A 20,928-nucleotide genomic window follows, 5' to 3' on the forward strand; every position below is an offset into this window, starting at 1 on the left:
GTCGCGGTCGCTCCTGCGGCCCTGGCCGCCTAGACCGCCGCCTGGGGCAGGCTGGGAAATCTCCCGGGAGTCACCCCGCCAGTCGAAACAGCGCATTCTACGCACCAGTTACCGCGAAATGCCCCTATTCCACGCCTGGACCCCTCGAACGGGACAGCGCTCTCGACCCCGTTCGACAGGGCGCGTATCACCATAGAGAGGATCCCGGCCGGTGGGTTCAACACCGGAGGTGAGGCCATAGCCCGACACCTGCAATGGAGGAGACAGAGCATGAAAAACTTACCAACGGCCGCCGACAACGGCGGTACCGAGGACCACACCACCCAGCCTCCCGGAAGCGCCGGCCAGGCCACCCGGCTCCAGTCCGTCCCCGCAGCCTCGTCCGACAGTGAGCCCGCCGTGGGAGCGTCGGCTGTCTGGCGGACATTCACCTTCACCAGCGCCGTCACCGGTGAAAAGGTGACCGTGACCTGCATGCCCGGCTGCACGGTCCACCACGAGGCGGACAGCAACACGCCCGAGCACCCGCACGACATCTACTGCAACATCCCCGGCACAGCCGGCGAGCTGCCCCTCTACGGCCCGCTGTGCGACACGGGCAGCCCGGAGGACTTCCGCTTCCTCAGCTGGCGGATCCAGTCCCTCCCTTTCTCGGTTCGGCCGGCGGAGCGTCTGCCCTTCGTTGCCATTGAGGCCATCGACGACCACTACATCGAGTACCTCGACCCGGACACGCTGGAGATGGTCATCCGCCTCCTGCAGAAGCAGGTCGACTCGCTGCGCGAGGTCCACGCCCAGCTCGTCAATGTCCGCACCGCGTACCTCAACCCACCGGAGGTGGCGGCATGAAGACCACGGCCATCACCGAACGCGCCATCGCCGAGGTGGAGACGTTCCGCACCAAGATGCGGGAACTCGGCTCGTGCTCCCCGGCCGTGGAGAAGTTCGCCGACGAGATGATCGTCCACATCATGGTCTGCGGGTCCCCGAAGGCCGCCGTCGAAACAGCGATGCGCAACCTCGTCAGCGCGCCGGCGGAGGTGACGGTATGACGACGTTGACCACGCGCGCCGACTTCGACGCCTTCCGCGACCGCATGTGCGACCACTTCGGACAGCTGCCCGACAGGCTCGGCAACCAGCACCTCCACGTCGAACACGCGCCGCTCGGCCCGGATGAGTACTTCACTCACCGGCTCGACAGCGACGGCCACTACATCGTCTACGACCCGCGGCAGACCAGCGGGCTCATGGTGCGCCAGTTCCTCGGCATCTACGCCACCTTCACCGAGGACCCGATCCGCGAGGGCGTCCGCGACGCCTACTACGAGGCGAACGCGGCGGGCGCGCGGGCAATCTGGAGGATCGTCCTCAGCGAGATCGACCGCACTCAAGACTCCGAGTGTGTGATGGACCAGGTGCTGGAGCTGCTGCAACAGGCCCCTGCGAAGACCGAGGGAGCAACCCGCCTGTAGGCGCAGGCGGTTCAGGGCAGAACTGCGGTTCGAGTGGAGTGCCTCGTGGAAAGCCCGAAGGGGAGCTGGCCCGCGCGCACGGGAACGCCTACAGGATCGTCGTGCTCAGAGGTCTCCGCGCTCGAGCAGATCCTGGAGCGTCAAAGAGGTACTCAAGCCCCTGCACGAGCGCTGCCTCCTCGCCGTATGCCGGCCCACCGAGTTCGAAATGATCCACTCTGCACGGGACAGCTCGGAAGCAACACGGATCAGCACCTGGCTCCACGCCTTCGACTACCTCCGCACCGCCGACGACGTCTTCATACGCGCTCTCGAGATCCAGCGCCATGCCCTCAACGCGGGCTTCCACCGCGCTCTGTCCCTTCCCGACCTGCTGATCGCCTCCACAGCGGAACTGAACCGGCGAACGGTCCTCCACTACGACGGCGACTTCGACATGGTCGCCTCCCTCACCGGCCAACCCACCGAATGGGTCGTTCCGCCTGGCACCGCCGACCGATGAGCATGTCGGCCTTCCCCGCCTACGGCGAGCCGTCCGGTGTCGCCGACAGCGCCGCTGTCCTCGAACTCCTCCTCCGCCCCGGCTTCGAACCGCATCCGCATGGACGAGCGGCTCGCTACCCCATCGGCGACACGGACGCTGAGCTTCGCCGCCGGGCGGACGTTCCAGGACCCGGTGGACCTGTTGGTGGCGAGCGGGATGTGGATCTCCACGACGACGATGTTCGCCTCCGAACTGTTCGTCGATGACCGCTCGCTCGTCGAGGACGAGCGGCGGACGCGGCATCGGGCAGTGCGGACGTCCAGCTCAACCACGCCTGGACGATCGGGGACTGCGACATGCTGCTGCGCGTGCACCGGGCCGAGGGGCTGGTCGTGGCGGGCACGGACTCGGCCCTGGACGACATCGGCATCAGCATCCACCAGAACCTGCGGATCCTGGCTGGGCCAGGTGGCCCCGGGCCACCTGGCTGACCTGGTGTGTGTCACGGGTGACCCGCTCACCGACATCGGCGCGGCGGCGGCGGTGCGCCGGGTCATGGTCGGCGGCCACCAGTACGACGTACCGGAGCTGCTCGAACCGTTCCGTCCGTCCGCTGTGGCTGCCCGCAGCGACGCACTCGGCGGCACACCCGGCAACAGGGTCCGGGCCGCGGCGCCCAGCGCACGCGAGAGGGCCACGCATTACTGGCACGAGGCGGAATGGCAGCACGCGGGCTGCTGCCGCTCCCGCTGAATTCGCGGGCACCGGCGCACATGATCCGGGACCGGTTTCGGCCGGTCCCGGATCCGTGTCGGCGAGGAATTCCCAGAATCAGTTCACCTGCCGGTCGCGATCGGCCCAGAAATCCTTGCGTAGTTCCCGTCTGAGTATTTTGCCGCTGGGATTCCGGGGAACGCGCTCGATGAACTCGTAACCGCTCGGGGACTTGAAATCGGCGAGCCGGCCCTGAAGGTGGAGTTTCAGTTCCCGAGGGCTCACCGACATTCCCGGACGCAGCGCGACGAAGGCATGCACGGTCTCGCCCCAGCGTTCGTCGGGAACCCCGATGACGGCCGCCTCGGCCACCGCCGGATGGGTGCACAGCGCGTTCTCCACCTCGGCCGGGTAGACGTTCTCGCCGGCGACGATGACGGTGTCCTTGAGGCGGTCGCACACATAGACGTAGCCGTCCTCGTCGAGATATCCGGCGTCCCCGGTGTGCAGCCAGCCGTCGGCGAGAGTCTCCTCCGTCGCCTCCTTCATGCCCCAGTACTCCACCATCACCGCAGGCGTACGCAGACAGATCTCCCCGATGGCACCGGACGCGAGGACGCTGCCGTCCTCGCCGGTCACCTGCACCTCGACGCCGGGGTAGGGGCGGCCTGCGGCGCGCAGCCGGGGGCTGCCGGGGCGGTGTTCCGAGGGCGGCAGGCACAGCGCGGTGTTGCCGCTCTCCGTGAGCCCGTACAGCTGGCCCAGCTCACAGCCGAGGACTTCCATGCACTGGAGCATCAGCGTCTCGGAGATGGGGGATCCGCCATAGGTGACCTTGCGCAGCGAGGCGAAGTCGGCCGGTCCGACGCCGGGTTCGGACAGCATCATCTGCAGCATCGCCGGCACGGCGCAGGTGGTGGTGACGCCGTGCTCGCGGATCAGCCGTACGGCGTCGTGCGGGGCGAACATACGCATGGACACGCTGGTCACACCGGCGTTGAAGGCCTGCATGGCCCACCAGATGCCCGCGACGTGGAAGCCGGGGATGCTGATCAGGCTGACGTCCCCCGGATACCAGTCGATCCAGTCGAGGCCGTGCTCCACGAGCAGGTCACGGATCGCGAAGAAGCTGCGGTGGGCGAGGACGACGCCCTTCGGCAGGCCGGTGGTACCGCTGGTGTAGATCTGTGTGACCGGGTCGTCGGGCGCGGCGTCCACCTCAAGATCGCGATCCGGCTCGCCGGCCTTCCACTCCCGAAAGCTGCTGCCCCGGTCGTCGCAGCCGTCGAGCCCGACGATCGTGGGCCGGGCGGGCAGCTCCGCGCGGATCCGGGCGGTGGTATCGGCGTACTCCCTTTCCACAAAGAGGAGTTCGGCACCGGAGTCGCGCAGTATGTGCTCCACCTCGGCGGGGGTGAGCCGCCAGTTGACCGGGACGAGTACGGCTCCGGTCTTGGCGCAGGCGAAGAAGATCTCGTAGTAGTACTCGGACTCCTTGCCCAGGTAGGCGACGCGGGAGCCGCGCCCCACGCCGGCGGCGAGCAGGGCCCGGGCCGTGCGGTTGCTCTCCCGGTGCAGTTGCTCGTACGTGACGTTCCGGCCCTCGCAGCTCAGGGCGGTGCGCCGGGGGTGGTGGGTGGCGTGGAACGACACTGTGTCGGCGGCGGTCCTGAGGTTCGGGTAGTGCATGGGGGTGTCCTGTCCGTAGGAGGCTGAGGCTCAGAGCCAGTTGTGGTGGTCGGGCCAGTGGCGCCGTCCGATGAGCGCGGGGCCGGGGAGGTGGAGCAGCTCGGGGCGCGGACTGTCGGCCGGCCACAACTCGGCGGTGGCGGGGGCTTCTCCGGTGAGGTACCGCCGGGCGTGCCGGGCCGGCGCGGAGTCGTGCGGCTGCGGGCCGCGGGTGTCGAACTCCCCCGCGGCCGCACGCCCCAGGGCGGCGAGGAGGGCGGAGCGGTCGTGGATCACGGCCGCGTATCGGACGGAGTGGTGGTCGCGGCCCTCGGCAAGAGTCCGGCAGACGGCGGCGGGGGACCAGTCGGCGCGGTCCCGAAGATGCCGGTGCAGCCGGTCGGCTGTGCCGGCCAGCGCCTCGGCGCCGGGTGCCGACAGCAGGAGCGTCCAGGGCCCCGTGTCCTCGGCGACCTCTTTGGTGTCCGGACCGGCCGGGCGCTCCGGGACGCTCTCCAGCACGACGTGCCCGTTGGTGCCGCAGAACCCGAAGCCACTGACGGCCGCCCGCCTCCTGCCCTCCGTGGGCCAGGGCTGCGGCTTCGCGGCGAGCCGCAGCGCAGTCCGGCCCCACGGGATGTCCGGGTCGGCCTCGTCCGCGCCCGGTTGCGGCGGGATCTCCGCGTGGGCGAGCGCGAGCACCGTCTTCATCAGGCCGGGCGCGCCGGAGGCGGTCTCGAGGTAGCCGATGTTCGCCTTGCACGAGCCGATGTACAGCGGCGGCGCGTCGGGCGAGCGCCGTGCGTACGCGTCGGCCAGGGTCTCGGCCTCGATCTGGCCGCCGATCCGGGAGCCGTTGGCCTGTGCCTCGACGTAACCCACGTCCTCGGGGGCCAAGCCCGCGTCGTGCAGCGCCCGCTCGATCACCGCCTTCTGGCCGCGCGCCGAGGCCACCGAGATGCTGGGACGATCGCCCTGGGCATGGACGGCGCTGCCGCGCACGAGTGCGTACGGCTGATCCCCGTCGGCCAGGGCATCCGCGTACCGCTTGAGGACCACGACCCCGCAGCCTTCGCCGCGGACGTGCCCGTCGGCACGCCGGGTGAAGGGCCTGCTGCGACCGGTGGGCGAGAGCATCCCGGCCCGGTCGAGGATGCCGGTGCTGAACGGGGAGAGCAGCAGGTTGCAGGTGCCGACGAGTGCGATGTCGCACTCGCGGGCGCGCAACGTCCGCACCGCCAGGTGCACGGCGGTCAGCATCGACGAGGACGCGGTGTCGACGGTGACGGTCGGACCGTTGAGCCCCAGTGACAACGCGATCCGGCCGCTGAAGGCGCTGGGCGAGGTGCCCGTGCTCATGTGCGGGGACAGGCCCGTGCCGGGAACCCCGCCGCGCAGCCAGGCATGGGGGTACTCCACCGGCCCGGCGACCGCGTAGACACCGACGTCACGGCCCCGCAGCCGCTCCCGGGACAGATTGGCGTCCGCGAGGGCCTGGACGGCGACCTCCAGGAGGAGGCGCTGCTGCGGGTCCATGTGGCGGGCCTCCTCCTGCGTGATGCCGAACCAGTCGGCGTCGAAGAGGTCCACGTCCTTCAGATAGGCGCCCTGGCGCAGCCGTCCGGCCAGCGGCGCCAGGTCCGGTGCGGCAAGGTTCCAGCGCGGCCGACCGAGGCTGTCGACGGGCACACCGGCCGCCTCGGTGGGCAGGACCTGGCCCTCGCGGAGCGCGCTCCACAGCGCCCGGGGGTCGTCGAGCCCTCCTGGCAGCCTGCAGCCCATGCCGATGACGGCGACCGGCTGCGTCCGCTCATGGTGCTGCCGGGCCAGCATCACCATGAGCTGCTTCTTCGAGAGGGTCTCCAGGTGGTCGATGTAGCTGGTCACTGTCGAGCCGCCCGTCACTGGAACATCTCGCGGAGAGCGGCGAGTTCGTCGTCCGCTTCGGCGTCGGTCAGTTCGCGCACGTCCTCGCCGGGCTCGTCCCGCAGCGGTGCGGCCGGTCCGCCCTGAGCCTGATCCGGTACGAGCTGCTCGTCGATGAACACGGCCAGCGGCCGCACGGCGGGGTGGTCGAAGAGGGCGGAGGCGGGCAGCGGGATTCCGAGCACGGTCTCGAGGGCGTTCTTCAGTTCCACCGAGCCGAGCGAATCGAGACCGAGGTCCACGAACCGGGCATCGACATCGATCTCCTCGGGCGAGTCGTACCGCAGTACGTCCGCTATCCGGCCCCGCAGCAGTTCGCGAAGCGCGACCTCTCGGTCGGGCTTCGGCTGGGCGAGCAGCCCGTCGACGTCCAGTTCGGTCCGGTCCGGTCCGCCGCGTTTGCCCGAACGCAGCTCGCTGAAGAGGGCGTTCGGGGACGGCAGGGCGTCGGTGTAGGCATCCCAGTCGAACTCGCCGACGACGGTCTGGGCGTACGGCCGGGTGAGCGCGGTGAACAGCGCCTTCAGCGCGGCGTCGGGCTTGATGAACTTCAGGCCTCGTGCCTCGATACCGTCGATCTGACGCTCGGTGAGTGCGGCGGCCATGCCGATGTCCGACCACGGGCCCCAGTTGACGCTGAGCCCCGGCAGGCCCGCGGCTGCCCGCCACTGCATGAGGACGTCCATGTACGCGTTGCCGGCGGCGTAGTTGGCCTGGCCGGCGGCACCGAGTACCGAGGCGATCGACGAGTAGCCGACGAAGAACCGGACCGTGGGGACATCGGCGACCGCGCGATGCAGCAGCCAGGTGCCGCAGACCTTGGCGCGCAGGACGGTGGCCATGCTCTCCCAGGTCTGGGCCGTGAGCGGGGCGTCGGCGAGGACGCCCGCGGCATGCAGGACACCGCCGAGCGGGGTGTCGCCCGCGGCGAGCTCGCCGACGATCCGTTCGACATCGGCCGCATCGGCGATGTCCCCCTGGTGGACCTCGACTTCGACGCCCTCACCGAGTTCGGCGGCGATCGCGGACCGTCGGCGCTCGTCGACGGCCCGGCGGCTGACGAGTGCGATACGGCGGGCGCCCTCCCGCACCAGCTTGCGCGCGGAGGCCAGGCCGAGCGCACCGAGGCCTCCGGTGACGAGGTACGTCTCCCCCGCGTCGATCCGCACCGGCCGCGCGGGCAGGTCGCGTTCGTCGCGGAACTCCAGCACGACCTTGCCGAGGTTGGCGCCCCGGCTCAGGACGCCGAAGGCCTCCTCCACCTCGTCGAGGGAGTAGCCGACCACCGGCAGGGCGGTCAGCCGGCCGGCCTCGATGTGCTCGGCGACCGTCCGCAGGATGTCGTGGTTGAGGCGGTCGAGTTCGTCGGCGGGCAGCTCGCTGAGGTCGAAGTTGTGGTAGCCGACGTCGGGTCGTGAGGCGCTCATCTCCTCGGGCGACCAGACCCCGATCTTGCCGAGTTCGACGAACCGCCCGTCTTCGGCGAGGCAGCGCAGACCTGCCGGGATGTAGTCCTTGTTGAGGCTGTTGAGGACGACGTCGACGCCCCGGCCCCCGGTGGCCGCCAGCACCTCGTCGGCGAAGTCGAGTGTGCGGGAGTTCATGACGTGTTCCACGCCCTGGGAGCGCAGCAGGGGCCACTTGCGGGGGCTGGCGGTGGCGTACACCTCAGCGCCGGCGAGCCGGGCGAGTTGGACGGCCGCCTGTCCGACGCCGCCCGCGGCCGCGTGGATCAGGACCCGGTCGCCCGCCCTGATACCGGCGAGGTTGTGCAGTGCGTGGAAGGCCGTGACATACGCGGCGGGCAGCCCGGCGGCCTCCGTGAAGGTGAGGCCGGCGGGCTTGCGCACGACGACCGTGGACGGGACGGTGACCCGCCGCCGCATGCAGCCGATCCGGCTGAGCACCACCTCGTCGCCGGGCCTGAACCCGGCGTCGGGTCCCGCCTCGACGACGGTGCCGGAAGCCTCGAAGCCGAGCGGGAGGGGCTCATACGGGATGCCGTGGTCCAGCGCGTACTGGCGCAGCATGCCGAGTGCGTTCAGGACGTCCTTGAAGTTGAGCCCGGCGGCGTGGACCTGGACCGTGACCTCGTCGCCGGTGGGCGGGCGGTCCTCGACGGGCACCGGGCGGACGGTGGAGAACTGGCCGTACTCGGTGATCGTGAGTTCCGTGTTGGTGTCGTCGCGGGTGCCGGTGGCGGGCGGGGAGAGCCGCTTCACATGGCGGATGCCGGACCGGTACGCGATCTGGTGCTCGCCGCCCGAGGTGTCTCCGGCGCGCCACTCGTCGACGAGTGGCTGGAGATCGGTTCCGTCGAGGTCGAGCAGTACGGTCCGCAGCGCCGGGTATTCGTTCAACAGGACCGCGCCGAACCCCCACAGGGAGGCTGCGCCGAGAGCGCCGGCGTCCCGGGGCGCGGTGCCGGTGATGTCGCCGGGCAGCCACTGGGCGCGTTCGGTCACGAGCAGGACCCGCAGGCCGCGGCCTGCGACAGGTCCGTCGGCCGCGGCCACCAGGGCGAGCAGGTCGCGGTAGTTGCGCTCGGTCTCGGTACGCAGCCGTTCCTCGCCCTCGAGCGTGGGCTCGGGTGTCCAGAACCAGCACAGGTCCGTGACGGCACCGTCCGCGGCCAGCAGGGCGGCCGCGGTGGTCGCGTCAGGGGCGTGCAGGGTCTCGATGCCGGTCCCGGCGAGCCGGTCGGTCAGGTCACCCGGGAGGCCGTCGCCCGGGCGGACCACCAGGACTCGGCGGCCCTCCTCACCGGTCCTGGCCGCGGGCAGGGAGCGCTTGAGCCATCGGGGGCGCAGCAGCATGCGCTCGGCGGGGTCGGCCGGGGCGTCGGCGACGCGCTTGAGACGTACGCCCTTGACGACGAAGACCGTCCGGGTGCCTTCCAGGGCGACGATGTCGGCGGCGACTTCGCCGACAGGGTCGAGGTCGACGTGGATGAGGATGTGAAGGTCGCCCTTGGGACGCTTGAGGAGTTCGACGCCGTCGAAGCCGACGGGCAGATAGGTGCCGTCCAGATCGACTGCGGCACCGAGGGTCTGCATCGCGCAGTCGAGGACCGATGCGCGCAGATGCTCGGTGGCGGGTGTGTCGAGGCCGCGGAGCTCGCCGGTCGCGAAGCCGTCGGCGTACCGGTCGACACGCAGGACGCGCCGGAACTCGGGGCCGTACGGCAGTCCCAGCTCGGCGTACCGCTGGTAAAGGTCCTCGCCGTGATGCCGTGCCTGCGGGCTGCCGGGGTCCGTGGCCGCCTTCCGGAGGCGGTCCACGACCTCGCCGAGTCCGGCCGGCCCGGTGGGTGCGGCGCCGAGGGTGGCGGTGGCGTGGACGCGTTCGATCACGCCGTCCCGGCCGTCGACACGGCTGACGATCTCGACGGCGGCGGGCCCGTCGGCGCCCCCGTGCGGGCGCAGGCGGGTGCGGATCTCGGCCGGCTCGCCGTCGCGCAGGAAGAGGGGTTCGTGGATGCTCAGGTCCTGGATCGTCCGGCCGGTCTCGCCGTGCACCGCGTCCTGGAGGGCCAGCACGACTTCGACGTATCCCGCGCCGGGGAACACCGCCTGGCCCATGACGACATGGTCGGCGAGGTAGGCCGGTGAGTCGGGGGCCAGCAGCGCGCTGAATTCGCGCTCCCCCGCCTCGCGCCGGTCCTCGGTGGTGATGTCCCGGCCCAGCAGCGGATGGTGGGCCGGTCCTGACGCGCGGCCGGCGAGGGTGGCCCGGACGCGCGTGGAGGGCAGCGGGTGGCGTTTCTTCGCGAAGGCATAGCCGGGCAGCGGCATGGGCCGTCCGTCGCGCTCGGCGTGGTAGCCCGTCCAGGAGATGGGGAGTCCGGCCTGGTAGCAGCGCGCGAGAGCGGTGGTGATGGTGGTGGCGCCGGGGTCGGACTTGGCCATGCTGGACACCCACACGTGGTCGTCGGGGTCGCCGTTCTGCCGGCCCAGGCCGGTGAGCGCGGCGGACGGGCCGACCTCGATGAGGACGTGTTGCCCGCGGGCCTGGACGCGGCGCATGCCGGCGGCGAAATCGACGGGCTCGCCGATGTGGCGGACCCAGTACTCGGGCGTTCCCACGTCGGCGAACGTGGCGACCTCTCCGGTGAGGTTGGAGACGAAGCTCAACTGCGGCTCGTGGAAGGCGATGTCCGCGATCGCTTCCCGGAACGCGTCGAACACCTCGGTCATCAGCGGCGAGTGGAACGCGTGCGACACCGGCATCTCCTTGACGCCGACACCCCCGGCTCGCAGGGTGCCGACGAGCTCGGCGAGCGAGTCGCGTCCGCCGGAGATCACGCACTGGAGCGGGGAGTTGACCGCGCCGAAGCTGATGTCGGGGTACGGCGCCAGAAGCGGGGCGATCTCCTGCGCGGGGGCGAAGACGGCAGCCATGCCACCGGGCGCCGAGACGGACTGCATGAGCCGGGCGCGGACGGAGACCAGCCGGACCGCGTCCTCGAGCGAGAACAGGCCCGCGATCGCGGCCGCGGCGATCTCACCGACGCTGTGCCCGAGCAGGATGCCCGGTCGTATCCCCCAGGACATCCAGAGCCGGGCGGTCGCGTACTCCAGGGAGAACAGTGCGGGCTGGGTGTAGAGGGTCCGGTTGATGTCCTGGTCGCTGTCCGGCGCCTCGCCGAACATGACCTCCTTGACCGAGCGGCCGAGGTCGGCGGCGAAGAGCCGGTCGCAGTCATCGAGGTGGCGCCGGAAGACGGGGTACCGGTCGTACAGGCCGCGCCCCATGCCGACGTACTGCGCGCCCTGCCCGGAGAACAGGAACGCGGCCTCCGTGTAACGGAGTTCACCGCCGTCCGGGCCGTCGCCCGCCGACTGCCGGTCGAGCAGCCGCACCAGGTCCTCGCGCGAGGAGACGGGCCCGGCGAGCCGCGCGGGCAGGTGGGCGCGACCGAGGTTGGAGCTGCGGCAGAAGTCGGGGACGGCGAGGTCCTGACGCGCGTCGAGGAAGCGGCGGTGGGCCTCTGCCTGGGCGCGCAGTCCCGTGTGGTCCTTCGCCGAGAGGGTGAAGACGGCGGTGCCGTCGTCCGGTGCCGGCGGGCGCACCGGGGCGGGCGGCGCCTGCTCGAGGACGACGGATGCGATGGTGCCGGCGAAGCCGAAGGAGTTGACCAGAGCCCGTCGGGGCCCGTCGGCCTTCCAGTCGCGCAGTTCGGTCGGGACGGTCACGCGATAGCGGTCCCAGGGAATGTGGCGCGACGGCGTCTTGAGGTTGATGTGCGGGTAGATCACGCCTTCCTGGAGCTGGAGGACGACCTTGGCGACGCCTCCGATGCCCGCGGCGGCCTCCATGTGGCCGATGTTGGTCTTCACCGAGCCGACGGCCAACGGGGCGCCGTCCGTGCGGGACTCGGCGAAGACGGTGTTGATGGACCCCATCTCGATGGGGTCGCCGAGGGAGGTGCCGGTGCCGTGCGCCTCCACGTACTGGATATCTTGGGGCTCCAGGTTGGCCGAGGCCAGCGCGTCGCGCATCAGGGCGACCTGGGCGGTGCCGTTCGGGACGGTCAGGCCGCCGCTCTCGCCGTCCTGACGGACCGAGGAGCCGCGGATCAGCGCGAGCACGGTGTCGCCGTCGCGCCGGGCGTCCGAGAGCCGCTTCAGGACGAGCATGCCGGATCCCTCGCTGCGGCTGTAGCCGTCGGCGGAGTCGTCGAAGGTCTTGCAGCGGCCGTCGGGCGCCAGCATGCCGGCGCGTGAGTAGACGATGTGGTTGCGCGGGTGGTGGGTTGCGTTCACGCCACCCGCGAGGGCGATGTCGCACTCGCGGCGGCGCAGTCCCTGGGCGGCGAGGTGCAGCGCCACGAGCGAGGCGGAGCAGGCGGTGTCGACGCTCAGGCAGGGACCGCGCCAGCCGAGGAAGTAGGACAGGCGTCCGGCGGCGGCGCTGTGCGCGGTGCCCGCGGCGACATGTGCGTCGAGGTCCATCGGGTCCACGGCCTCGACATCGATCGCGAAGTCCATCTGCCCGACGCCCAGATACACGCCGCCGTTTTTGCCGCGGAGTGCCGCCGGGTCGATGTGCGCCGATTCCAGGGCGCGCCAAGACGATTCCAGGGCCCAGCGGTGCTGCGGATCCATGAAGTCGGCTTCCTTGGGCGATATGTTGAAGAACTTCGAGTCGAATTCGTCCGCACCGGAGAGGAATCCGCCGCCAGCCGCCAGGGGGCTCCGGCAGGCCTCTTTTTCGGCGTCCTGCAGAGCGTCCATGTCCCAACGGTCCTCGGGGACGGGGCCGGTTCCTGCGCGGCCTTCCCTGAGAAATGCGGAGAACTCCTCGGGAGTGTTGTTGTCTCCCGGGAATCGGAAACCGAACCCGATGACGGCGATCGGCTCGTACTTCTCCAGAAGCAGGTCTTTCAGCAGGGCATCGGTGCGGGACGAGGCCGTGTCGGTCACTGGTAGAGCTCCTTGAGGATGTCGTTGACCAGGTCTTTCGTGGACACTCCTGCGTCCTTTGGGGGCTCGGGGACGACCGGGGTGGCGCCGTCGAAGAGTTCGGGGACCACATCGGTGGTCAGGAACTCGACGAGCTGCCCGACCGTCGGGTGGTTGAACAGGAAGGCCGAGTCGAGCGTCCGGCCGAGTTCCCGTTCGAGCCGCCGCCTTGTGTCGACGGCGCCGAGCGAGGTGAGTCCGAGTTCGAAGTAACTCACCTGAAGAGGCAGCACATCCGTGCCGTCCATCATCAGTTCACGCTTGAACTCCGCAACGACCAACGATTCGAGGAGCGCCCGGCGTTCGGACGGCGGAGTTTCTGACAATTCCTGAATCCAGGGTGTACGCGAAGTCATGCCACTCCTTGGCTGGATTATTCATTTCCTGTTGACCGTGGTCGGCACGGATGGAAGGATCAGCGCGTCAAGTTCTGGGAACACATAAGGGATTTGAGGGTCACGTGATGACGGGGATCAGCGAGGAAGGCGACCTGGAGTTCGCGGCCCGGCGGCGCGCCGAGGACCTGTACGCGAAGGACCGCACCTGTGAGTTGCTCGGCATCGCGCTGCGGGACGCCGGGCCGGGGCGGGCGACCGTCGGCATGCGGGTCACGGAGACCATGGTGAACGGCCACGGCATCGGGCACGGCGGCTTCCTCTTCCTGCTGGCCGACGCGGCATTCGCCTTCGCCTGCAACACATACGGCCCGACGACCGTGGCCCAGGGGGCGCAGGTCACCTTCCTCCGCCCGGCCGAAGTGGGCGACGAACTGGTCGCGGAGGCGACGGAGCGGACCCGCTTCGGACGCAGCGGCCTGTACGACGTGACCGTGCGCCGCTCGGACGGAGTGCCGATCGCCGAGTTCCGGGGGCAGAGCCACACGCTCGGGAGCCGGCCGGCACGGCCGGCTCCCGAGGCGCGCGGCGAGTGAACCCCTCACTTCGGTGACCAGCGCGGGTCACGGCCCAGCGAGGCGAGCAGCCGGTCCTCGGCGCTCGCCGTGCCGGTCAACTCGACCGGCGGGCGGAACGCGGCGCCGGGGCGTTCCCGCGACGGTCCGACGGGCACCTCCTTGCGGGCCACCTCGGTGGCGGCAGCGACGAGGTCGTCGTTGTACGCCGCCGGGACGCCGAGGGAAGCCGCGACGTCCCAGCCGTGCACCACGTAGTCCACGAGGTGGAAGCCGATCGCGCGCGGGGCGGCGAACCGCATCGTCGGATGGATCCACGGCAGGACGAACGCACGGTTCAGCACGCCGTCGCCGGCGAACGCGTCGAGGACGCGGGCGACGGAGTCGGCGTACGCACGGCGCGGGTCCTCAAGCGGCGTCTCCTGCCAGACCGCGTCGTCAACCGGTCCGCCGTCGGCAGCCGCGGCGAACCCGAGGTGCTGTGCGGTCATATGGGCGAGGAGGCGGCGCAGGGACCAAGTGCCGCAGGGGGTGGGGGCATCCCACTGGTCGTCGCCGATCTGCGCGACGATCTCCGCGCTGCGCAGTACGGCCCGGCGGTCCAGCTCCTGGACGCCGTCCTTGAACGTGTCCGCGACGGTGTGCCTGTCGGTCATGGTCAGCCCTTCTTCTGTGCGTTCTCCCGCCACCAGCGCCGGCCGGCTTCGGGCAGCGTGGTGATGGGGTCGTAGAACGGATAGCGACGCGCCAGAGCGTCCGGATCATCCAGTTCTATCCCGGTGCGGTAGTTCTTCGTCCACTGCGAGACGCCCAGTTCCCGGTCGTACTCGACGAGTTGATGGACCCAGCGCTTGCCGACGTACGGCACGTCGCACACGATCCGCGGCGTCGCGTAGCCGGGCAGATAGCCCATGACGGCGTGCTGGAGTTCCTGTGCCTCCCAGACCGCGATGCGCCAGTGCTCGGCGTTCGGGATCATGTCGCACATGTAGAAGTAGTAGGGCAGGATGTTCGCCTCGCCCTGCAGGGCCATGCACAGGTCCAGCAGCGCCTTCGGGGAGGTGTTGACCCCGCGCATGATGACGCCCTGGTTGCGGATGTCCCGGACGCCCGCGTCCAGCGCGGCCCGCGCCGCCTCGGCCACCAGCGGGGTGACAGACTGAACGTGGTTGACGTGGGTGTGCACGGCGAGGTTCACGGAGCGCCGCGCGGCGGTCCGCGCCACCCGTTCCAGTCCTTCGAGCACCGTCCCCTGAAGCCAGTGTTGGGGCAGTCCGGCGAGGGCCTTGGTGGCCAGCCGGATGTCCCGGACGCTCTCCAGATCGAGCAGCCGCATCAGGAACGACTCCAGGCGCGGCCACGGTACGTTGGCGACGTCGCCGCCGGAGACCACGACGTCGCGTACGCCGGGGTTCCGCTTGAGGTAGTCGATCATCTGGTCCTGGCGGTCGGCCGGCTTGAGGGTCAGCTTCTGCTTCTCCACCTGGGGGGTCGAGCCGCCCACCAGATCCATCCGGGTGCAGTGCCCGCAGTACTGGGGGCAGGTCGACACCAGCTCCGCCAGGACCTTGGTCGGGTAGCGGTGGGTGAGTCCTTCGACCACCCACATCTCCGCCTCGTGGAGCGAGTCCCGTTCGGCGTAGGGGTGGCTCGGCCACTCCGGTTCACGGTCGGAGGCGACGGGCAGCATGTATCGGCGGATCGGGTCGGCCAGGAAGGACTCCGTGAAGCCCGCCGCTTCCGTGGGCGCGTCGGGCGCCATGGTGTTGAGCATCTGCGGGGTCAGCAGCCTCGACATGGTGGCGAAGCGTTTGTGGTCGGCCTCCAGGTCGTCGTAGAACCGGTCCTCGAGCAGCGGGCCCATCACCGCCTTCAGCTGCCTGGTGGTCTTCACGCAGTGGGCGCGCTGCCACTGGGCGTCGCGCCACTGGGCGGCGGTGACATCGCCCCAGCCCGGCAGGCGGTGCCAGTCGGGTTCCACGGGGATCACGCGCTCGTACTCGTAGGGCTGCGGTGCGGGCAGGGTGTGCGGTCCCTGTGACGTCATCATCAGATTCCTAGCTGATCGACAGGCCGGGTGCGGTGCCGGTGAAGTACGCGCTCCACCAACTCCTGTGAGGCACCCAGGTAGTTGGCTGGGTCGAGCAGGTCCGACAGCTTCGTTCCATCGGTGAGGGTGTGCGACGCGTCGGCGAGCACCGGGGAGGCCGCGAGCGCGTCCTCGAAGGTGTGGCCGGGCGCGGCGGCCAGGCGCGCCGCGTCGGCGAGCAGTGTCTTGGCGGCGGCCTTGCCGAGTACGGGCGCGAGGGCTGCGTTCAGCCGCTCGGAGACCACGGCGCCCCCGGTGAGCCGCAGGTTCCTCAGCAGCTGGTCGGGGAACACCTCGATGCCCTCCGCGAGTTCGGCCGCGGTGCGAGCGGCCCCCTCGGCCAGGCGCAGGGCCTCCCGGAGGGGCTGCCACTCCGACTGCCAGCCTCCTGGGGAGCGTTCGTCCTCCGCGAGCAGGCTCTGTCCCAGAACGAGAGCATGGGCGGGGGCCTGACGGGCCGCGGACACGAGCATCGTGGCGAGTACGGGGTTCCGCTTCTGGGGCATGGCGGAGGATGCCCCGGCTCCCTCGGGTCCGGGCTCGGCGACCTCGGCGACCTCGGTACGGACCATGCCGAGGACGTCCGTCGCGAACTTGCCGAGGCCGCCGGTGACCGCGACGACGGCCCACCCGAGGTCGGCGAGCGGGGTGCGCACGGTGTGCCAGGGCGCTTCGGGATCGCGCAGGCCCAGCTCGGCGGAGAACGCGGCCGACAGATCGGCGGCGTGCCCCGCGGTGTCGACGCCGGCCAGGCGCGCGTACTCCTGGTAGGCGGCCAGAGTGCCTGCGGCGCCGCCCAGTTGAGCGGGCAGCGACTCCCGGACCCGGCGGACCCGGTCGCTCGCGTCCAGCACCAGGGTGAGCCAGCCCGCCGCCTTGAGTCCGAAGGTGATCGGCACGGCGTGCTGAGTGAGGGTCCGGCCCGCCATCGGCGTGCCGGCGTGCTCGGCGGCGAGCCGGGCGAGCGCGACCGCCACCCGGCCCAGGTCCACGTCCGTGCGGGCCAGTGCCCGGGCGGCGAGCAGCATGGCGGCGGAGTCGAGGATGTCCTGGCTGGTGCCTCCCCGGTGCACGTACTCGGCGGCCGCCGGGTCGACCCGGCGCACTGCTTCCGTCAGCACGCGGACCAGTTCCACCACCGGGTTGGCGGACCCCCGGGCCCGGCGGGCGAGCCGGACCACCTCGACGGGCCGGGACCGGATCGTCTCCTCGATGGGCCCGAGGGCCTCCGGGGGGACGACCCCGAGCCGCGCCTGTGCCCGGGCGAGCGCCAGCTCCACGTCGAGCATGGCCGCGACCCACGCCTGGTCGCCGAGCGGATCGCCGACTGTGGCCCACACCGGGCTCAGCAGTCCCGCGTCGACCGTGCCTGTCGTCTCCTCGACCGTGCGGGTCGTGTCCTCGTCCGTGCGTGTTGTGTCCTCGACCCTGCGGGTCGTGTCCAAGGTCAGTCTCCTAACGCGGTGGTGACGGAGGCCGTTGTCCCGATCACGCCCGGGCGGGCCCCGGAGGCGAGGCAGGCGCGCGCGATGGCGTCCGCGTCGCCGAGGATCACCGAGTCGGACCCGGGTCTGATGCCTGCGGCGGTCGCCCAGTGGACCGACTCGGTGGGAATACCGAAGGCGAACCGGTTCGGATGCGCGGCACCGGTTGTGTCCAGCACCCGGTAGGGCTTCTCGGAGACCGCGAGACCGCTGGTGACCAGGCCCTTGCCGTTCGGGGTCGGGATCGTATACGCGCTTGCGGCGCCGGTGGTCATCAGCCCGCGCAGCAGCGGATCGTCCGTCGTGCGCACGTCGACCTCGGGCAGTCGTGCCTCGATCAGGGCGGTCACCTCGTCCTCGGCATCCGGGATCGCGGCCGACCGCACCAGGAACGCCCCGCGCTCGGCCGACGGGTGGACCGTCATCCCGGGCCCCGCCACCCGCAGCACCCCGGCCTCCATGAGCGCCGCCATCTCCTCGATGCGGCTCGGCGGCGGGCCGATGGAGACGAACGCGTTCAGCGGCGTGTACCAGGAACGCAGGTCGTCGCGGTACGAGTCCCCGGTGATGCCGGAGTGGTCGACGACCTGGCGGATCTCGTTGCGCAGATCCCGCATCACATCGAGCGCCGCCTTGAGCGGGCCGCGTACGTTGCCGCGCCGGGCCTCCACCACGTCCTGGCGCAGATGGCCGGCGAGCCACACGTCATACGCCTCGGTGTCGGCGAACGTCCGGTTTCCGTAGGGCCGGGCGATCCCGTCCCAGTCCCAGCGCAGGGCGCCGTCGACCGCGTACCGGCGAAGCAGCCGTTCCTCGACATCTCTGCTCCCGCCGCCCCGGCAGAACTCGTCGAGAAAGACGTCGCCGTCGTATCGGCCGCGGCTCCCCGAGATCAGGGTGTGGTAGTAGACCGCCCTGACCTCCTGGTCGACCAGCGGCCAGACGTCCCGGACGAAGCCGACCGGTTCCCCCGCCGCCCGCCGGGCGCGCAGCCGGCGGATCGCTTCCCCGGTCAGGAACAGCGGTTGATGACGTCCGGTGGCGCCTTTCTGGTTCTCGCCGCGTGAATGGAACGGGACGCCGCGCCGGGAGCCGGCCAGCAGAACGGGTTCCTCGCCGGTGGGCCGGTACCGCAGCACACCGTCTGTGCCGTGGCGCACGAACGAGCCGCCGCGGCCGGCGGTGAACAGGCTCATGTAGTCGAAGAAGTTGAGCCCCATGCCCCGCAGGGCAACCCGCTGCCCGGGCGCGATGCGGTCGAGGTCGGCGTCGGCCGGGTTGCCCGTGGGCATGTGGACGAGGCCGTGCTCGGCGGCGAACTCGCCGAGCACCCGCTCCTCGTCACTGCGGGGCATGTCCACATGGCCGACGGCCAACACGACCGCGTCGAGGCCGGTCAGCCGGGTGCCGTTGTCCAGAACGACGGTCTGGGTGGCACCGGCTTCGTCCCGCACCTCCAGCGCGGTCGCGCCGTACGACTCGACCGCGATGTGATCGGGCACCGTACGCACCAGCCGGTCGAAGACCCAGCCGAGGTAGCGCCCGTACAGCGCCCGGGACGGGTACGAGTCCGGGCCGAGACGCCGGCACTCCTCGTACACATGCGGTGGGTACGGGACGTACGGCTCAAGACGCTCCAGGAACCGTGCCCACTCGTAGAGGCTCGGTCCGTGGGAGATCGGCCCCTCGCAGTTCACGCTCTCGTCGGTGAACATGGTGACCTGCGAAGCGACGGTGTTCATCAGCAGCACGGACGGCTGGTTGACCCGCCAGACCCGCCCGCCGAGGCGCAGATAGGGGTCGACCAGCCGGACCCTCAAGCGCTGCCGCAGTGCGGCGGCATTGGCGCAGAGCCGCTCGACCACGGACAGCCCTCGAGGGCCGGCCCCGACCACGCACACCGTGGTGGTGTCGCTCTGCCGCACGCGGACCGTCATCCCCGCACGGCGCCGGTGAAGAGGGTGGCCCACCGGGTGCGCAGTTCCCGCTTGAGGACCTTGCCGGTGACGCCGGTCGGGAAGTCGGCCAGGTCACGCGCGACGATCACGGCGGCCAGCGGTGCGAGGCCGGCGGTGGCCAGCTCCTTGTTGGCCTGCTCGCACAGCTCCTCCGCCGCGGGCTCGGAGACACCTGGCTGAATCCGTACGACGGCGATGGGGACCTGTCCCTTTCCGTTCTCGGCCGGCACGCCGACGACGGCGCAATCCTGCACCAGGTCCCCGCAGTCGGCGAGCAGCACCTCCTCCGCGGGCAGGCTGTAGACAGGGCCGTTCTCGGTGTCGATGACGTCCACGGTCCGGTCGAGGTGGTAGAAGTTCCCCTCCTCGTCCTTGCGGGCCACGTCGCCCGTCAGCCAGTAGCCGTCGAGCTCGAAGCTGCGGGTCAGCTCGGGGTCGTTCCAGTAACCCGGAGTGCGCGAGGGGGTCTTCACGGCAAGGAGGCCGACCGTGCCGACGGGTACTTCGCGGCCGTCGGTACCGAGGACGGTCGCGGCCGTGACAACCTCGGTGGGCTTGCCGACGCAGCGGTCGTCGCGCTCCGACTCGGGGGTGGTCACCTGCCCGAACAGGGCCATGCCCATCTCGGAGGAGCCGAGTCCGTCGATGAACTGCGAGCCGGGCACGGCCTCTTCGTTCGCGCGGTCGCGCGGCAGCAGCCACGGCTTGATGAGTCCGGCGGGCCGCTCGCCGAGCTGCACCAGGCGGCGGATGTGGCCGTAGTGGGCGCCGTCGCCGGTGTTGAACCAGCTGTGCACCTTCGCGGCCCCCCGCGTGGGCGGCTCACCGGTGGCGAGTTCGACGAACGTGCGCGGGAAGGAAGCGACCATCGTCGGCCGGAACGCCTCCATGACCGGCTCCACGACGGCGCGCCGCCAGTCGCCCATGACGACCGTGGGCAGCCCGAGCAGCGTGGCGGTGAGGAAATAGCTGAGTCCGCCGGCGTGCGTGTGCGGCATCAGGGACATCAGCCGGTCGTCCGGCGAGGCGGGGAACCGCTCCATGCGGGGCTCCTTGCCGGCCCAGAACTGACGGTGCGCGAGCATCGTCGACTTCGGGGTGCCGGTGGTACCGGAGGAGTGGATGAGCGCGACGACCTCGTCGTCCGCGTGCTCGTACGGGTAACCGTCGGGCAGCGGGCCGCTCGGGTCGTACGCCTTGATCTCGGCGGCCGGGACGATGAAGCGCGGCCGACGGCGGTTGGCGTCGGCACGGTACGCGGCGACGAGCCGGGTCGGATCGTCGGCGACCAGGCCCACCGCACCGACATGGTCGATGTAACGGAGGGCGGTGACCTCCGGCATGGCGTTGTTGATGAGCGCCGGGACCGCGCCGAGGGCGGTGAGCGCCAGGAAGTGCAGCAGCGGTTCGAGGCCCTCGCCGACGAAGACGGCGACCGGCTCGCCCTGCGCGACCCCGTTGGCCCGGTACCAGTGGGCGTACCGGTCGCGCAGAGTGGCCAGGTCGCGCAGGCTGTGGCCGCGCAGAACGACCTGACCCCGGTGGTCGGTGGTGTGACTGAAGGCGTACGGAACGGTGTTGTTCGGGTTCGCCTCCAGCGCTTTCTGCAGGAAGTTGCCGGCCCCCAGGGTGGGGTCGGTCATGAACTCCTGCCGAACGGCGAGTGGGGCTATGGGGCTGGTGGTCACGGTGCTCTCCTGAGAACGTCGGGGTGGTCTCGTGACAACTCGGGCCGGTGGTTGTCCGAGCCTGGTCCG

General features: G+C 70.8%; 15 protein-coding genes and 1 pseudogene. 7 read left to right on the forward strand and 9 right to left on the reverse strand.

The features are described from left to right. Window positions 1-270 precede the first annotated feature (270 nt). From V8690_RS11955 to V8690_RS11980, 6 genes and pseudogenes are all read left to right on the forward strand, one after another. A complete protein-coding gene (locus V8690_RS11955) occupies window positions 271-849 on the forward strand; it encodes a hypothetical protein (protein ID WP_338778152.1) in 579 nt (192 codons plus the stop codon). Next, window positions 846-1,052: a hypothetical protein gene (locus tag V8690_RS11960; protein ID WP_338778153.1), complete on the forward strand. Its 207-nt coding sequence runs from the start codon at window positions 846-848 to the stop codon at window positions 1,050-1,052. The genes V8690_RS11955 and V8690_RS11960 overlap by 4 nt, the downstream gene beginning before the upstream one ends. Further along, window positions 1,049-1,474 carry a hypothetical protein gene (locus V8690_RS11965; protein WP_338778154.1) on the forward strand — a complete coding sequence of 142 codons (426 nt, stop codon included), beginning with the start codon at window positions 1,049-1,051 and terminating at the stop codon, window positions 1,472-1,474. Before V8690_RS11960 ends, V8690_RS11965 begins: the two co-directional genes overlap by 4 nt. Window positions 1,475-1,610: 136 nt before the next feature. Continuing rightward, window positions 1,611-1,976: pseudogene (locus V8690_RS11970) on the forward strand (PIN domain nuclease); the annotation flags it as partial. Between the two features lie 338 nt (window positions 1,977-2,314). Beyond that, window positions 2,315-2,449 carry a hypothetical protein gene (locus V8690_RS11975; RefSeq protein WP_338778155.1) on the forward strand — a complete coding sequence of 45 codons (135 nt, stop codon included), beginning with the start codon at window positions 2,315-2,317 and terminating at the stop codon, window positions 2,447-2,449. Window positions 2,450-2,453: 4 nt separating this feature from the next. Then, window positions 2,454-2,711: a hypothetical protein gene (locus tag V8690_RS11980; RefSeq protein ID WP_338778157.1), complete on the forward strand. Its 258-nt coding sequence runs from the start codon at window positions 2,454-2,456 to the stop codon at window positions 2,709-2,711. A gap of 78 nt (window positions 2,712-2,789) precedes the next feature. Here V8690_RS11980 and V8690_RS11985 read toward each other — a convergent pair whose 3' ends face one another. The 4 genes from V8690_RS11985 to V8690_RS12000 are packed head-to-tail and all read right to left on the reverse strand — an operon-like array spanning window position 2,790 to window position 13,086. Next, window positions 2,790-4,361, reverse strand: coding sequence for a fatty acid--CoA ligase (locus tag V8690_RS11985; protein ID WP_338778158.1), 1,572 nt, complete (start codon window positions 4,359-4,361; stop codon window positions 2,790-2,792). Between the two features lie 30 nt (window positions 4,362-4,391). Continuing rightward, a complete protein-coding gene (locus V8690_RS11990) occupies window positions 4,392-6,227 on the reverse strand; it encodes a beta-ketoacyl synthase N-terminal-like domain-containing protein (protein ID WP_338778160.1) in 1,836 nt (611 codons plus the stop codon). Window positions 6,228-6,241: 14 nt separating this feature from the next. Beyond that, window positions 6,242-12,691, reverse strand: a complete 6,450-nt coding sequence (locus V8690_RS11995; protein ID WP_338778162.1) for an SDR family NAD(P)-dependent oxidoreductase — start codon at window positions 12,689-12,691, stop codon at window positions 6,242-6,244. Continuing rightward, window positions 12,688-13,086 (reverse strand): acyl carrier protein, encoded by a 399-nt coding sequence (locus V8690_RS12000; RefSeq protein ID WP_338778165.1) that lies wholly within the window; start codon window positions 13,084-13,086, stop codon window positions 12,688-12,690. The genes V8690_RS11995 and V8690_RS12000 overlap by 4 nt, the downstream gene beginning before the upstream one ends. Before the next feature lie 107 nt (window positions 13,087-13,193). On the opposite strand from V8690_RS12000, the gene paaI reads away from it, so the two are divergent. Beyond that, a complete protein-coding gene (gene paaI, locus V8690_RS12005; RefSeq protein ID WP_338778167.1) occupies window positions 13,194-13,661 on the forward strand; it encodes a hydroxyphenylacetyl-CoA thioesterase PaaI in 468 nt (155 codons plus the stop codon). Window positions 13,662-13,666: 5 nt separating this feature from the next. On the opposite strand, the gene V8690_RS12010 is transcribed toward paaI, so the two are convergent. Genes V8690_RS12010 through V8690_RS12030 form a run of 5 tightly spaced genes read right to left on the reverse strand, consistent with a single transcriptional unit; the run spans window position 13,667 to window position 20,859 of the window. Continuing rightward, window positions 13,667-14,296: a TIGR03086 family metal-binding protein gene (locus V8690_RS12010; RefSeq protein WP_338778169.1), complete on the reverse strand. Its 630-nt coding sequence runs from the start codon at window positions 14,294-14,296 to the stop codon at window positions 13,667-13,669. A gap of 2 nt (window positions 14,297-14,298) precedes the next feature. Next, window positions 14,299-15,687, reverse strand: a complete 1,389-nt coding sequence (locus V8690_RS12015; protein WP_338778171.1) for a lysine 2,3-aminomutase — start codon at window positions 15,685-15,687, stop codon at window positions 14,299-14,301. 2 nt (window positions 15,688-15,689) lie between these two features. Next, a complete protein-coding gene (locus tag V8690_RS12020; protein ID WP_338778173.1) occupies window positions 15,690-17,174 on the reverse strand; it encodes a lyase family protein in 1,485 nt (494 codons plus the stop codon). A 2-nt stretch (window positions 17,175-17,176) separates the two neighbouring features. Then, complete coding sequence (locus tag V8690_RS12025; RefSeq protein ID WP_338778175.1) at window positions 17,177-19,150, reverse strand: FAD/NAD(P)-binding protein; 1,974 nt, start codon at window positions 19,148-19,150, stop codon at window positions 17,177-17,179. Continuing rightward, window positions 19,147-20,859 (reverse strand): class I adenylate-forming enzyme family protein, encoded by a 1,713-nt coding sequence (locus tag V8690_RS12030; RefSeq protein WP_338778177.1) that lies wholly within the window; start codon window positions 20,857-20,859, stop codon window positions 19,147-19,149. The genes V8690_RS12025 and V8690_RS12030 overlap by 4 nt, the downstream gene beginning before the upstream one ends. Window positions 20,860-20,928 lie beyond the last annotated feature (69 nt).

Source organism: Streptomyces sp. DG1A-41, assembly GCF_037055355.1.
Classification (GTDB): Bacteria; Actinomycetota; Actinomycetes; order Streptomycetales; family Streptomycetaceae; genus Streptomyces.